A 12,741-nucleotide genomic window follows, 5' to 3' on the forward strand; every position below is an offset into this window, starting at 1 on the left:
CAAGCCGGACGCGCCGGGGCGCTCAGACCATGACGGAGCGTCGCACCGCTTCGCGATCGAGGCTACCCGCCTCGCCCGCGAGCACGACCTCGCCGCGGTCGAGGACGACGATCCGGTCCGCGAGCGCCGAGGCGAAGTCGAAATATTGCTCGACGAGCACGATCGCCATGTCGCCGCGCGCGCGCAGCGTCTCGATAGCGCGGCCGATGTCCTGGATGATCGAGGGCTGGATACCCTCGGTGGGCTCGTCGAGGATGAGCAGCGAGGGCCGCGTGACCAGCGCGCGGCCGATGGCGAGCTGCTGCTGCTGGCCGCCGGAGAGATCGCCGCCGCGCCGGCGCAGCATGGATTTCAGCACGGGGAAGAGCGTGAACACCTCCTCGGGCACGCTCTTCTCGGCGCGCCCGTCGAGCGCGGCGAAGCCCGTGCGCAGGTTCTCCTCCACGGTCAGCAGCGGGAAGATCTCGCGCCCTTGCGGCACGTAGGCGATGCCGCGGCGCGCCCGCGCGAAGGGCTCGAGGCGCGTGACGTCCTCGCCGCGCCAGGTGATGGTGCCGCCCGACGGCTTCACCTGGCCCACGAGGGCGCGCATCAGCGAGGTCTTGCCCACGCCGTTGCGGCCCATGACGCAGGTGACGCGCCCGGGAGCGGCCTCGAGCGCGACGCCCCGCAGGATCTGTGCGGCGCCGTAATGCAGATCGATGTCGCGCGCGTCCAGCATGCCCTACCGCCCGAGATAGACTTCGATCACCCGCTTCTCGGCGGAGACCTGGTCGAGGGAGCCCTCCGCGAGGACAGAGCCCTCGTGCAGGACCGAGACCTTCACGCCGAGCGCGCGCACGAAGCTCATGTCGTGCTCCACGACGACGACGGTGTGATCGACGTTGATGCGCCGCAGGAGATCGGCCGTCAGCTCGGTCTCCGCGTCCGTCATGCCGGCGACGGGCTCGTCGACGAGCAGCAGCGTCGGGTCCTGGGCGAGCAGCATGCCGATCTCGAGCCATTGCTTCTGGCCGTGCGAAAGCGCGCCGGCGAGCGCGTCGCGGCGGTCGCCGAGGCGCACGATCTCGAGCACCTCCTCGATGCGCCGCGCCTCCTGCGGCGTACGCCGATGGAAGAGGCTCGCGCGCACGCCGCGGGGGCCCGCCAGCGCGAGCACGATGTTCTCCTCGACGCTCACCATCTCGAACACGGTGGGCTTCTGGAACTTGCGCCCGATGCCGAGCTCCGCGATCGCCGCCTCGTCGAGGCGGGTGAGGTCGTGCACGCCGTCGAGCAGCACGGTGCCCGTGTCGGGGCGCGTCTTGCCGGTGATGACGTCCATCATCGTCGTCTTGCCGGCGCCGTTGGGGCCGATGATGGCGCGCATCTCGCCGGGCTCGAGCACGAGCGAGAGGGAATTCAACGCCTTGAAGCCGTCGAAGGAGACGCTCACCGCGTCGAGATAGAGGAGCGCGTCCGTGGTGCGCGCGGCGGGTGCGACCGGGGCGGGCGCGGTTGCGGCGGATGTCATGGTCGGCACCCTCATTCCGCGGCCTGCGTGGCGCCCGCGGGCGACTTTTCCGGAGCTTTGCCGGGATCGGCTGCGCGCCGGCGCCCCCTGAGGCTCCTCAGCGCGCCGAGGATGCCCTTGGGCAGGAAGAGCGTGACGACGACGAACAGGAAGCCGAGCACGAAGAGCCACGCCTCCGGATAGGCGCCCGTGAGGAAGCTCTCGAGCCAGTTCACCAGGATCGCCCCCAGCGCCGCGCCCGAGAGCGTGCCGCGTCCGCCGACGGCGACCCAGATCACCGCCTCGATGGAGTTCGCCGGCGAGAATTCGCTCGGGTTGATGATGCCCACCTGCGGGACGTAGAGCGCGCCCGCGAGCCCCGCCATCATCGCCGAGACGACGAAGACGAAGAGCTTGAAGCGCTCCACCCGCCACCCGAGGAAGCGCGTGCGTGCCTCCGCGTCGCGGATGGCGACGAGGACGAGGCCGAATTTCGAGGTGACGATCGCCTGCGCCAGCAGCAGCCCGCCCGCGAGCGCCAGCGCCGAGAGGGCGAAGAGCGCCGCACGCGTCGTGTCCGCCTGGAGCGAGAAGCCGAGCACGTCCTTGAAGTCCGTGAGCCCGTTGTTGCCGCCGAAGCCCAGCTCGTTGCGGAAGAAGGCGAGCATCAGCGCGTAGGTGCCCGCCTGCGTGATGATGGAGAGGTAGACCCCCGTCACCCGTGAGCGGAAGGCGAGCCAGCCGAAGACGAAGGCGAGCGCGCCCGGCACGAACAGCGCCATGAAGGCGGCATAGGCGAAGACGTCGAAACCCCACCAGGCGACGGGCAGCGCCTCCCAGTCGAGGAAGACCATGAAGTCCGGCAGGACCGGGTGGCCGTAGACGCCGCGCGGGCCGATCTCGCGCATGAGGTGCATGCCCATGGCGTAGCCGCCCAGCGCGAAGAAGGCGCCGTGGCCGAGCGAGAGAATGCCGCAATAGCCCCAGACGAGATCGAGCGCGACCGCGAGGAGCGCATAGGTCAGCCACTTGCCCACGAGCACGACCGTTCCCGTCGGCACGTGCAGCGCGTGGTCGGGGGGGAAGGCGAGATTGGCGATCGGCACGAGCGCCGCCGCGGCGACGAGCGCGAGGATCGCCGGCGCGATGTGCGGCGCCATCAGGCGAAAGAGGATGGGCTTTCGGGACGTCACGGCGGCCTTCCCCTCAGCTCTCGACCGCCCGCCCCTTCAGGGCGAACAGGCCGCGCGGGCGTTTCTGGATGAAGAGGATGACGGCGACGAGGATCACGATCTTGGCGAGGACGGCGCCGGCGAGCGGCTCGACGAGCTTGTTCGCGACGCCGAGCGAGAGCGCCGCGACGAGCGCGCCCCACAGGCTCCCCACCCCGCCGAAGACGACGACGAGGAACGAGTCGATGATGTAGCTCTGGCCGAGATTGGGCGAGACGTTGTCGATCTGCGAGAGCGCCACGCCCGCGACGCCGGCGATGCCGGATCCGAGCCCGAAGGTGAGCGCGTCGACCCAGGGCGTGCGGATGCCCATGGAGGCCGCCATGCGCCGGTTCTGCACGACGGCGCGCATGCGCAGCCCGAAGGACGTCGCCTTCATGGCCACGAGGAGCGCGAGGAAGACCGCGAGCGCGAAGACGATGATCCACACCCGGCTCCAGGTCAGCGCGATGCCGAAGAGCTCGAGCGAGCCCGACATGAAGGAGGGGTTCATCACCTCCCGGTTCGTCGGGCCGAAGAGGGTGCGCACCGCCTGCTGCAGGATGAGCGACACGCCCCAGGTGGCGAGCAGCGTCTCGAGCGGACGCCCGTAGAGATGGCGGATCACGAGGCGCTCCAGCGCGATGCCGACGAGCCCGGCCGTGGCGAAGGCGAGCGGCAGCGCGACGAGGAGCGAGAGGTCGAGCAGGCCGGGCGCGAAGGCACGCATCAGTTCCTGGACGACGAAGGTCGCGTAGGCGCCGATCATCACCATCTCGCCATGCGCCATGTTGATCACCCCCATGACGCCGAAGGTGATGGCGAGCCCGATGGCCGCGAGCAGCAGGACGGAGCCGAGCGAGAGGCCGAAGAACAGGTTCTGCACGTGCCCCTGGATCTCGAGGCGCCGGTCGATGGCGGCGATGCCCTCGGCGGCCGCCGCCTTCACCGCGTCCGTGGCGTCCGCCGGGACGGAGAGGAGGAGCGCGCGGGCACCGGCGTCGGCGCGCGCCGTCAGCCGCTCGACAGCGGCGAGGCGTTCTGCCTCCGGCGCGTCGGGATCGACGAGGGCGAGGCCGGCGAGCGTGTCGTCGAAGGCGCGCTGGACGTTCGGGTCCGTCTCCTCGGCGCGGGCCTCGGCGAGCGCCGCGCGTTGCGAGAGGTCGCGGGCGCGCAGGATGGAGACCGCCGCCTCGATGCGCGTCGCCGGATTCGGTGCGCGCAGGGTGAGGCTCGCCATCGCCGTCTGCACGGCACGGCGCACGGCGTTGGAGACGCGCACGTCCGTCGTCGGGCCCGGCGCGGCGACCGGCTCGCCGGTGAGCGCGTCGAAGGTCTGCCCGCCTTCCTGCCAGAGCACCCGGCGCGAGGCGGTCTCGAAGACGAGCCGGCGATCCGAGAGCGCCTGAAGGATCGGCGCCGCATGGGGATGGCCGGATGCCGCCAGAGCATCCACGGCCGCCAGGGTGGCGGGGAACTGCCCGCGCGTGAAGCCCGCGAGGATGGTCTCTACGTCTTGGGTCGAGGCTTGCTGTGCCGAAACCGGCGTCGACACGAGCGGCGCGGCGAGAAGGACGAGCGCGAGGGTGAGCGCGACGAGGACGGACCGCGTGAGGCGGATCGACGTCCGGGCGAGATGCGCCATGGAACCGGCCCTTCCGGAGAGCGAGACGGGGGAGCGAGAGGTCGCGGCGGCGCCGGGCGCCGCCGCGACGATGCGCGCGCCGATCAGGCGCCGCCGCACTGGCCGGTGGCGACGTTGAAGTTGCCGCAATTCATCGGCGCCTGCCAATCCGACATCAGGTCCTTCGAGCCCTCGAGGTGGTCGGACCACGCGTCGCCCGGAACGAGGCCCGCGGTCTCCCACACGACGGCGAACTGGCCGTCGTCCTGGATCTCGCCGACGAGGACGGGCTTCGTGATGTGGTGGTTGGGCATCATCGCAGAGAGGCCGCCCGTGAGGTTGGGCACGGCGACGCCCACCATGGCGTCGATGACGGCGTCCGGATCGGTGGTGCCCGCGGCCTCGACCGCCTTCACCCACATGTTGAAGCCGATGTAGTGCGCCTCCATCGGGTCGTTGGTGACGCGGTTCGTGTCGCCGGTGAACGCGTGCCAGGCGTCGATGAAGGCCTGGTTCTCCGGCGTGTCGACGGACATGAAGTAGTTCCACGCCGCGAGGTGGCCGACGAGCGGGCCGGTGTCGATGCCGGCGAGCTCCTCCTCGCCCACCGAGAAGGCGACGACGGGGATGTCGGTCGCGGCCACGCCCTGGTTGGCGAGCTCGCGATAGAAGGGCACGTTGGCGTCGCCGTTGATGGTGGAGACCACCGCCGTGCGCTTGCCCTCCGAGCCGAAGCGCTTGATGTCCGAGACGATGGTCTGCCAGTCGGAATGGCTGAAGGGCGTGTAGTTGACGCGGATGTCCTCGGGCGCCACGCCCTTGGAGAGGAGGTAGGCCTCCAGGATGCGGTTGGTGGTGCGCGGGTAGACGTAGTCGGTGCCCTCGAGCACCCAGCGCTCGACGCCCTCGACCTCCATCAGGTAGTCGACGGCCGGGATGGCCTGCTGGTTGGGCGCCGCACCCGTGTAGAAGACGTTGCGCGAGCTCTCCTCGCCCTCGTACTGGACGGGGTAGAACAGGATCGAGTTCAGCTCCTCGAAGACCGGGAGCACGGACTTGCGCGAGACGGACGTCCAGCAGCCGAAGGTCGCGGCGCAGCCGCCGGTGATCAGCTCGCGCGCCTTCTCGGCGAAGAGCGGCCAGTCGGATGCGGGATCCACGACCACCGCTTCGAGCTGGCGCCCGAGCAGGCCGCCCTTGGCGTTCTGCTGCTCGATGAGCATGAGCATCACGTCCTTGAGCGTCGTCTCCGAGATCGCCATCGTGCCCGACAGCGAATGGAGGACGCCGACCTTGATCGGCTCGCCCTGGGCGAAGGCGGAGCGGGAGCCGAGAGCGAAGGCGCCGGCGAAGGCCGCGCCCATCTGGAGAGCCTGTCTGCGCGTGATCGTCATATGAGCCGTCCCCTTGTTCGTTGCGGTCGCGCGCCGCCCCCGCGGCACGCCCCGGGAGAATTGCGGTGCAAGAGGGAGGCCAGCGGATTCGGGTCCGGGTTTTCACGAGGTTCGCCGACGAAACGAGCAGGACCGCGGAAAGCGGCTGCGCAAGGGTTGCGCTCTTGCACAGCGATGCGGCGGCTTGGGCGATGCCGGCTCACGCGATGGTGTGTTCCCTCCCTTCGCCCGCCGGGGCAGGATCGCGGCCGAGCTTCCCCCGCCAACTCGCAGGAGCCGCACGCGATGGCCGCCGATCCCCTCCAGATCCTCGTCCTCTACGGCTCGGTGCGCACCCAGCGCCGGGGCATCGGCCTCGCGCGGCTCCTGGTGCGCGCCATCGAGGCGCGGGGCCACGGCGCGCGGCTGGCGGACGCGGCGGAGATCCCGCTGCCGCTCCTCGACCGCATGTACAAGGAATACGCGCCCGGCGAGGCGCCCGAGCCGATGGAGCGCCTCGCGGGCATGATCCGGAGCGCCGACGCGGTGGTCGTCGTCTCCGGCGAGTACAATCACGGCATCCCGCCGGCGCTCAAGAACATGCTCGACCATTATCTCGAGGAATGGTTCTTCAAGCCCGCCGGCATCGCCTGCTACTCGGCGGGGCGCTACGGCGGCGTGCGCGCGGCCATGCAATTGCGCATGACGCTCGCCGAGCTCGGCATGCCGACGATCTCGACGCTGCTCCCCGTGCCCCAGGTGCAGGACGCGGTGACGCCCGAGGGCGAGGACCGCACGCCCTTCCTCGCCAAGGCGATGGACAAGTTCCTGGCCGACCTCGCCTTCTGGGCCGAGGCGGCGCGGGCGAGGAAGAGCGAGGCGGGCACGCCCTATTGAGCCGCCAGCCGCGCGGTCATGCGAGCCGCGTCTCCACGATCCGCGCGAGGATGCTCGCGCCGATGGGCAGAACGCGGTCGTCGAGCAGGAAGCCCGGATTGTGCAGCGGCACGCCGCTGCCGTGGCCGAGCCAGAGATAGGCGCCCGGCGCCGCCTTCAGCATGTCGGCGAAGTCCTCGCTGGCGAGGCTCGGCGGATGCGCGGCGTTCACGAGCGCATCGCCCACCACCTCGCGGGCGGCCGCGGCCGCGGCGGCGACCGCCGCCTCGTCGTTCTCCAGCACGCGGAAGACGTCGCGGATCGAGAGCTCGATTTCGACGCCGTAGGCCTTGGCGAGCCCCTCCGCGAGGCTCTCCATGCGCTCGCGCAGGGTCGTGCGCGCCTTGTCCGAGAAGTAGCGCAGCGTGCCGGCGAGCCGCGCCTCGTCGGGGATGACGTTGTAGGCGGCGCCCGAGACGATCTTGGTGATCGAGAGCACGGCGGGTTCGAGAGGGTCGACGTCGCGGGCGACCACGCTCTGCGCCGCCTGGGCATAGGCGGTGGCGACGAGGACGGGATCGCGGGCGAGATGCGGCAGCGCGCCGTGGCCGCCGCGCCCGCGCACGACGACGTCGAAGAAGCTCGCCCCCGCCATGCCGGCGCCCGGCGTGATGCCGACCGCGCCCATCGGCAGATCGGGCGCGTTGTGGAGCGCGTAGACCTCGTCGCAAGGAAAGCGCTCGAACAGGCCGTCGGCGATCATGGCGCGCGCGCCGCCGAGCCCCTCCTCCGCCGGCTGGAAGATCAGGACGACGCTGCCCGCGAAATCGCGCGTCTGCGCCAGATGCCGCGCGGCGCCCAGCAGCATCGTCGTGTGCCCGTCGTGCCCGCAGCCGTGGAAGAGGCCCGGCTTCGTCGAGCGGTAGGGCAGGTTCGTGGCCTCCTCCATGGGCAGCGCATCCATGTCGGCGCGAAGCCCGATGGTGCGGACGCCCTCGCGATCACCGCGCACGACACCCACCACGCCGGTGCCGCCGATGCCCTCGTGCACCTCGACGCCCCATTCGCGCAGCAGCGCGGCGACTCGGCCCGCGGTGCGGGTCTCCTCGAACCCGATCTCGGGATTGGCGTGGAAATCGCGCCGCCAGGCGGTGAGCGTCTCGGCTTGCGCCGCGATGTCGGGCAGGAGAGCGGGGGATGAGGTCACGCGGCGTCTCCGTCTCTCAGGTCTCGGCCGTGCGCGGCGCGAGCCGCAGGCCCGGGCGCAGGCGGGTGAAGGGAAGGTCGCGCGGATCGACGGGCATGGGGCCCGGCGCGGCGCAGACCAGGATCTCGGTGGCGATCGGCGCGAAGTCGGCGCGGAAATGCACGGAGCTCTTCACGCACACGATGCCCGTCTCCTCGGGCACGATGCCGACGAAGCCGAACATGGCACGATCGGCGGCCTGCGCCTTTTCGCTGGCGAGGACGAGGCGCACGCCGCCGATGCGCAGAGCCGCGCTCGGGCCGAGCCGCATACGTGTGCCGCCGTAATACGGACCGTCCGCGGTGAAGATTCCGTCGGAGAGGCGCTCGACCAGGAACGCGCCGGTGAAGGGCGGGTCTCCCGGCAGGCCGGAGCCCGGGAGCGTGAGCGTGATCCGCGCGCCCTCCCCGGCCGCGTGCGCCGCCTGCGCCGCGGCGCGATCGACCAGGACGCCGATGGCGGCGTTCTCGACGTTCGCCTCGACGAGAGCCCGCAGAAGCCCCGTCGTGTTCGCGTCGCCGCCGGCGCCCGGATTGTCCTGCGTGTCCGCAACGACCACGGTCCCGCCGCGCTCGGCGAGGATGGCGCGTGCGCGCGCCACCGCCGCGTCGGGCGCGAGCGCTTCGCCCGCGAAGAGCGGCTCGGCGGCGAGGAAGGCGGTCTCCAGCGCCTGCGCCGCAGCGTCCGCCGCCGCCTCGCCCGCCGCATAGGCGAGGATCGAGGGACCGCATTCGGGGATGTCGGCGGCGGGAAAGCCCATGAGCAGCGAGAGCGCGGCGATGCGATCGTCCGACTCCAGCGCGGCGAGGCCCGCATAGAGCGTGCGCGCAGGCTCGAGGTCCGTGCATTGCCAGGGCACCGGGATCAGGAAGGGGAGCTGGCGAAACGCCTTGGCGAAGCGCTCCCCCGCCATCAGCCGCCCGAGCAGCGCCGCCGCTCGCGTTCCCGTATCGGCCATGTCGACGTGGGGATAGGTGCGGTAGGCCACGAGCGCGTCCGCGTCCGCCACGAGCCGCTCGCCGATATTGCCGTGGAGGTCGAGGCTCGCGACGATGGGCACGTCGGGCCCGACGAGGGCGCGCACCCGCGCCACGATCTCCACCTCGCCGTCGTCGAGATGCTCCGTGACCATGGCGCCGTGGAGGTCGAGCACGATCCCGTCGAGCGGCCCCGCCTGCGCGATCCGGGCGAGCATGCGCTCCGCCACGGTCTCGAAGGCCTCGCGGGTGACGTGGGCGGAGGGGCTCGCGGCCGCCCAGATCGTGGGCACGAGCTCCCAGCCCGCATCCTCGGCGTATGCGAGGGCGCCGGCCATGCCGACATTCACCCCGCGCACGGCGGCGAGCGCCTCCGCTCCTTCCGTCAGGGGCGGCCAGCCGCCCCCGTGGCGGAAGGCGTCGAGGCCGGCCTTGGTCGCGGCGAACGTGTTCGTCTCGTGCATGAAGCCGCCGATCGCCACCCGCTTCGCTCTCGGTCCGGGCGTGGTCTCGTCCATCGGCGCGGCTCTCCATTCGTGCTCGGCGCAGTGCTTCGCGGGGGAATCGTAGCGTCGCCGCACGGGTGCGTCGACGCCGCGGGGTCTGCGCGTGCGCCAATACGCATTCGGCCATGCGCGTATTTCGCCGCGCGCGACGCTCGGTCTAGCTTACGCTCTTCTCGAACGACCGAGCGGAGGGCGCCGCGATGGCCGACATCCACGAGATGACCGCAGCCGAGCTGACGGCGGCCTATGCCGCCGGGCGCTGCTCGCCGGTGGAGGTCGCCGAGGCGGTGATCGCCCGGCGCGACCGGTTCGAGGGCGCGATCAACGCCTTCGTCCACACCGACGACGAGGCCGCCATGGAAGCGGCCCGCGCCTCCGAGGCGCGCTGGCGCGCCGGCATGCCGCTCGGCTCCGCCGACGGCGTTCCCGCCACGATGAAGGGCAATGTCGCCGTCGCCGGCTGGGAGATGCATCGCGGCTCGAAGGCGCTCCCGCCGATGACGCCCGATTTCGACGCGCCCGCGACGCGGCGCCTGAAGGAGGCGGGCGCCGTCCTCGTGGGCTACACGACGCTGCCCGAGCTCGGCTGGAAGGGCCTGGGCGACAGCCCTGCCCACGGCATCACCCGCAATCCGTGGGACCTCTCGCGCACGTCGGGCGGCTCCTCCGCCGGCGCGGCGGCGGCGGGCGCGCTCGGCATCGGCGTCCTGCACGTGGGGACCGACGGGCTCGGCTCGGTGCGCATTCCTTGCGCCTTCTGCGGGCTCGCCGGGCTCAAGCCCACCTCCGGGCGCATCCCGGCCTTCCCGGCCTCGCCCATGGGCGTCCTCGCGATCCTCGGTCCGATGGCGCGTACGGTGGCCGACGTCGCGCTGCTCTTCGAGCTGATGGCGATCCCGGACGCCCGCGACACGCTCGCCACCGCCGAGGCACCGCCGGCGGCGCGCGCGCTGCTCGGGCGCTCGCTCGCGGGGCTGAAGGCGATGTTCAGCCCCGATCTCGGCTACGCCAAGGGGCTCGACCCGGACGTCGCGGAGACCTGCCGCGCGGCGTTGGCGCCGCTCGAGCGGGCGGGCGTCGCCGTTTCCGAGGGCGATCCCGGCATCGAGGACGTGCTCGACGTCTGCAACGTCTTCTGGCTCGCGGGATCGGCCAGCATCTGGGCGAAGATGCCGGAAGACCGCCGCCACCTCTGCGATCCCGGCTTCGCCCGCTCGGCCGAGGCCGGCGAGCGGCTCCCGGCCTCGGCCTACGTCGACGCGCTCGCGACCCGTGCGGCCTTCGCCGAGCGCATGCGCCGCTTCCACGAGGGCGTGGATCTCCTGATAACGCCCACCATGCCCGTGGGCGCGCCCACCGTGGACGGGCGGCCCACCGGCCCCGCCTTCGCGGACGGCTTCGACGGGCCTTGGACCGATTGGTCGCCCTTCACCTACCCGTTCAACCTTTCCGGCCAGCCCGCCGCGACGGTGCCCGTGGGGCTCACGCGCGAGGGCCTGCCCATCGGCCTGCAGATCGTCGCGCGCCGCGGCGAGGACGCCCTCGTCCTCGCGGCCGCCGCGGCCATCGAGGCCGCGATCGGTTTCCCCGCGCTCGATGCGCCGCGGGGGAGCGCTGATGGCGTGCGGCTTGCATGACCATCGTCATCGGATAGGCGGCCCAGCGCGGGGGGAGGACATCGCGCAGGTCTCCGATCCGTCTGCGGCGACGCCGCACACGAAAAATCGAGAGGGGAACCGTAGATGACCTTCAAGCTGACCAGGCGTGATCTTCTCGCCGGCGCCGCCGCGACTGCGGGCATGAGTGCCTTACCCTTCGGCATGGGGCGCGCACGTGCCGCTCCGAGCGGCATCCTGCGGGTCATCCCGCACGCCTCGCTGACGATCCTCGATCCCGTGGCGACGACGGGCTACATCGTGCGCAATCACGGCTACCTGATCTACGACACGCTGTTCGCGCAGGACGCGAACCTCGAGGTGAAGCCGCAGATGGCGAGCGGCGTCGAGATCTCCGACGACAACCTCACCTACCGCATCTCGCTGCGCGACGGGCTCGCCTGGCACGACGGCAGCCCCGTCACCGCCGAGGATTGCGCACTCTCGCTGATCCGCTGGGGCCAGGTGGACGGCATGGGCCGGCGGCTGTTCTCCTACATGGAGAGCTGCACCCACGACGGCACGGACACGATCGTGCTCAAGCTCAAGAACCCCTACGGCCTCGTGCTGCAGTCGATCGGCAAGCTCTCGACGAACGTGCCCTTCATGATGCCCAAGCGCATGGCCGAGAAGCCGACCTCCGAGCGCCTGACGGCGGAGGAGCAGATGGGCTCGGGCCCGTTCCGCTTCGTCGCGAGCGAGTTCCGCCCCGGCGCCCGCGTGGTCTACGAGCGCAATCCGGACTACGTCCCGCGCGACGAGCCCGCCTCCAACGCCGCCGGCGGCAAGGTGGTGCATCTCGAAGGCGTCGAGTGGATCAACTTCCCCGACCCGAACACGCAGCTCAACGCGCTGATGACGGGCGAGGTGGATTACTGGGAGCAGGTCCCCGCCGACCTCGCGCCCATCGTCGCCGGCATGCCGGGCGTTCAGATCGCCAACTTCAACCCGCTCGGCAACATGGGCATGGCGCGCTTCAACAGCCTCGTCGGTGCCAGCGCCAATCCCGGCGTGCGCAAGGCGATCGTGCGGGCGCTCGACCAGACCGCGCTCCTCCAGGCCGCCGTCGGCTCGCCGGACTATTACAAGGAGTGCTACTCGGTCTTCCCCTGCGACACGACCTTCGCCAACGACGCGGACGCCTCCTTCATCCAGGAGCCCGATCTCGAGGAGGCCAAGCGCCTGCTCGCCGAGAGCGGGTACGACGGCGAGCCTTTCGTCGTGCTGGCGACGACCGACATCCCGGTCCAGACCAACTACATCCAGGTCATCGTCGACACGATGCGCCGCATGGGCATCAACGTCGACGCCCAGGCCATGGACTGGGCTACCGTGCTCCAGCGCCGCGCGAGCAAGAACCCCATCGAGGACGGCGGCTGGAACATGTTCGTCACCTGGTGGGAGGGCGCGGACCTGCTCGACCCCGTGGTGCAGTTCGCCATGTCGGCCGCGGGCGAGACCGCCTGGGTCGGCTGGGCCGAGGACCAGGTGATCGAGGGCCTGCGCACCGAGTTCGCGGAAGCCGGCTCCCTCGACGACCAGAAGGAGATCGCGCGCCAGATCCAGTCGCGCTTCTTCGAGCAGAACTTCCATGCGGTGCTGGGCCAGTTCTTCACGCCCACCGGCTACCGCGACAACGTCTCCGGCATCCTGGAGGCGCCGCCCTTCTTCTGGAACATCCAGAAGAGCTGAGGCCGCGACGATGCGCGCGGCCTGACACCTCCCCGCAGGGAGACGGGCCGCGCGCAGCGAGGATCGGTGGGGGCGGGCTTTCGGACCGT

Annotated in this window: 10 protein-coding genes; 3 read left to right on the forward strand and 7 right to left on the reverse strand. The window is 71.3% G+C overall.

The window, feature by feature from the left end:
• Positions 1 to 22: 22 nt before the first annotated feature.
• From urtE to urtA, 5 genes are all read right to left on the reverse strand, one after another.
• Positions 23 to 721 carry an urea ABC transporter ATP-binding subunit UrtE gene (gene urtE, locus IEX89_RS05275; protein ID WP_188910380.1) on the reverse strand — a complete coding sequence of 233 codons (699 nt, stop codon included), beginning with the start codon at positions 719 to 721 and terminating at the stop codon, positions 23 to 25.
• A 3-nt stretch (positions 722 to 724) separates the two neighbouring features.
• Positions 725 to 1,513 carry an urea ABC transporter ATP-binding protein UrtD gene (gene urtD / locus IEX89_RS05280; protein ID WP_188910382.1) on the reverse strand — a complete coding sequence of 263 codons (789 nt, stop codon included), beginning with the start codon at positions 1,511 to 1,513 and terminating at the stop codon, positions 725 to 727.
• An 11-nt stretch (positions 1,514 to 1,524) separates the two neighbouring features.
• Positions 1,525 to 2,652, reverse strand: a complete 1,128-nt coding sequence (gene urtC, locus IEX89_RS05285) for an urea ABC transporter permease subunit UrtC (protein WP_188910976.1) — start codon at positions 2,650 to 2,652, stop codon at positions 1,525 to 1,527.
• 46 nt (positions 2,653 to 2,698) lie between these two features.
• On the reverse strand, positions 2,699 to 4,348 hold the full coding sequence (gene urtB / locus IEX89_RS05290; RefSeq protein ID WP_188910384.1) for an urea ABC transporter permease subunit UrtB: 1,650 nt from the start codon (positions 4,346 to 4,348) through the stop codon (positions 2,699 to 2,701).
• 83 nt (positions 4,349 to 4,431) lie between these two features.
• Positions 4,432 to 5,721, reverse strand: a complete 1,290-nt coding sequence (gene urtA, locus IEX89_RS05295; protein ID WP_373290552.1) for an urea ABC transporter substrate-binding protein — start codon at positions 5,719 to 5,721, stop codon at positions 4,432 to 4,434.
• A gap of 285 nt (positions 5,722 to 6,006) precedes the next feature.
• On the opposite strand from urtA, the gene IEX89_RS05300 reads away from it, so the two are divergent.
• Complete coding sequence (locus IEX89_RS05300) at positions 6,007 to 6,597, forward strand: NADPH-dependent FMN reductase (protein WP_188910386.1); 591 nt, start codon at positions 6,007 to 6,009, stop codon at positions 6,595 to 6,597.
• A 16-nt stretch (positions 6,598 to 6,613) separates the two neighbouring features.
• On the opposite strand, the gene IEX89_RS05305 is transcribed toward IEX89_RS05300, so the two are convergent.
• Together IEX89_RS05305 and IEX89_RS05310 are read right to left on the reverse strand one after the other, a co-directional pair.
• The gene (locus IEX89_RS05305; RefSeq protein ID WP_244645100.1) at positions 6,614 to 7,783 is read right to left on the reverse strand and encodes a M20 aminoacylase family protein; all 1,170 of its coding nucleotides are present in this window, start codon (positions 7,781 to 7,783) and stop codon (positions 6,614 to 6,616) included.
• Between the two features lie 16 nt (positions 7,784 to 7,799).
• The gene (locus IEX89_RS05310; protein WP_188910388.1) at positions 7,800 to 9,317 is read right to left on the reverse strand and encodes a M81 family metallopeptidase; all 1,518 of its coding nucleotides are present in this window, start codon (positions 9,315 to 9,317) and stop codon (positions 7,800 to 7,802) included.
• A 188-nt stretch (positions 9,318 to 9,505) separates the two neighbouring features.
• On the opposite strand from IEX89_RS05310, the gene IEX89_RS05315 reads away from it, so the two are divergent.
• Positions 9,506 to 10,942, forward strand: coding sequence for an amidase (locus IEX89_RS05315; RefSeq protein ID WP_188910390.1), 1,437 nt, complete (start codon positions 9,506 to 9,508; stop codon positions 10,940 to 10,942).
• Positions 10,943 to 11,104: 162 nt separating this feature from the next.
• Positions 11,105 to 12,652 carry an ABC transporter substrate-binding protein gene (locus IEX89_RS05320; protein ID WP_188910392.1) on the forward strand — a complete coding sequence of 516 codons (1,548 nt, stop codon included), beginning with the start codon at positions 11,105 to 11,107 and terminating at the stop codon, positions 12,650 to 12,652.
• The last annotated feature ends 89 nt before the right edge of the window (positions 12,653 to 12,741 follow it).

Source organism: Salinarimonas ramus (genome assembly GCF_014645695.1).
Lineage (GTDB): Bacteria > Pseudomonadota > Alphaproteobacteria > Rhizobiales > Beijerinckiaceae > Salinarimonas > Salinarimonas ramus.

Coding starts and splice junctions, on each gene's coding strand:
- urtE (WP_188910380.1), bottom strand. CDS start 721: ATGCTGGACGCGCGCGACATCGATCTGCATTACGGCGCCGCACAGATC.
- urtD (WP_188910382.1), bottom strand. CDS start 1,513: ATGACATCCGCCGCAACCGCGCCCGCCCCGGTCGCACCCGCCGCGCGC.
- urtC (WP_188910976.1), bottom strand. CDS start 2,652: ATGGCGCCGCACATCGCGCCGGCGATCCTCGCGCTCGTCGCCGCGGCG.
- urtB (WP_188910384.1), bottom strand. CDS start 4,348: ATGGCGCATCTCGCCCGGACGTCGATCCGCCTCACGCGGTCCGTCCTC.
- urtA (WP_373290552.1), bottom strand. CDS start 5,721: ATGACGATCACGCGCAGACAGGCTCTCCAGATGGGCGCGGCCTTCGCC.
- IEX89_RS05300 (WP_188910386.1), top strand. CDS start 6,007: ATGGCCGCCGATCCCCTCCAGATCCTCGTCCTCTACGGCTCGGTGCGC.
- IEX89_RS05310 (WP_188910388.1), bottom strand. CDS start 9,317: ATGGACGAGACCACGCCCGGACCGAGAGCGAAGCGGGTGGCGATCGGC.
- IEX89_RS05315 (WP_188910390.1), top strand. CDS start 9,506: ATGGCCGACATCCACGAGATGACCGCAGCCGAGCTGACGGCGGCCTAT.
- IEX89_RS05320 (WP_188910392.1), top strand. CDS start 11,105: ATGAGTGCCTTACCCTTCGGCATGGGGCGCGCACGTGCCGCTCCGAGC.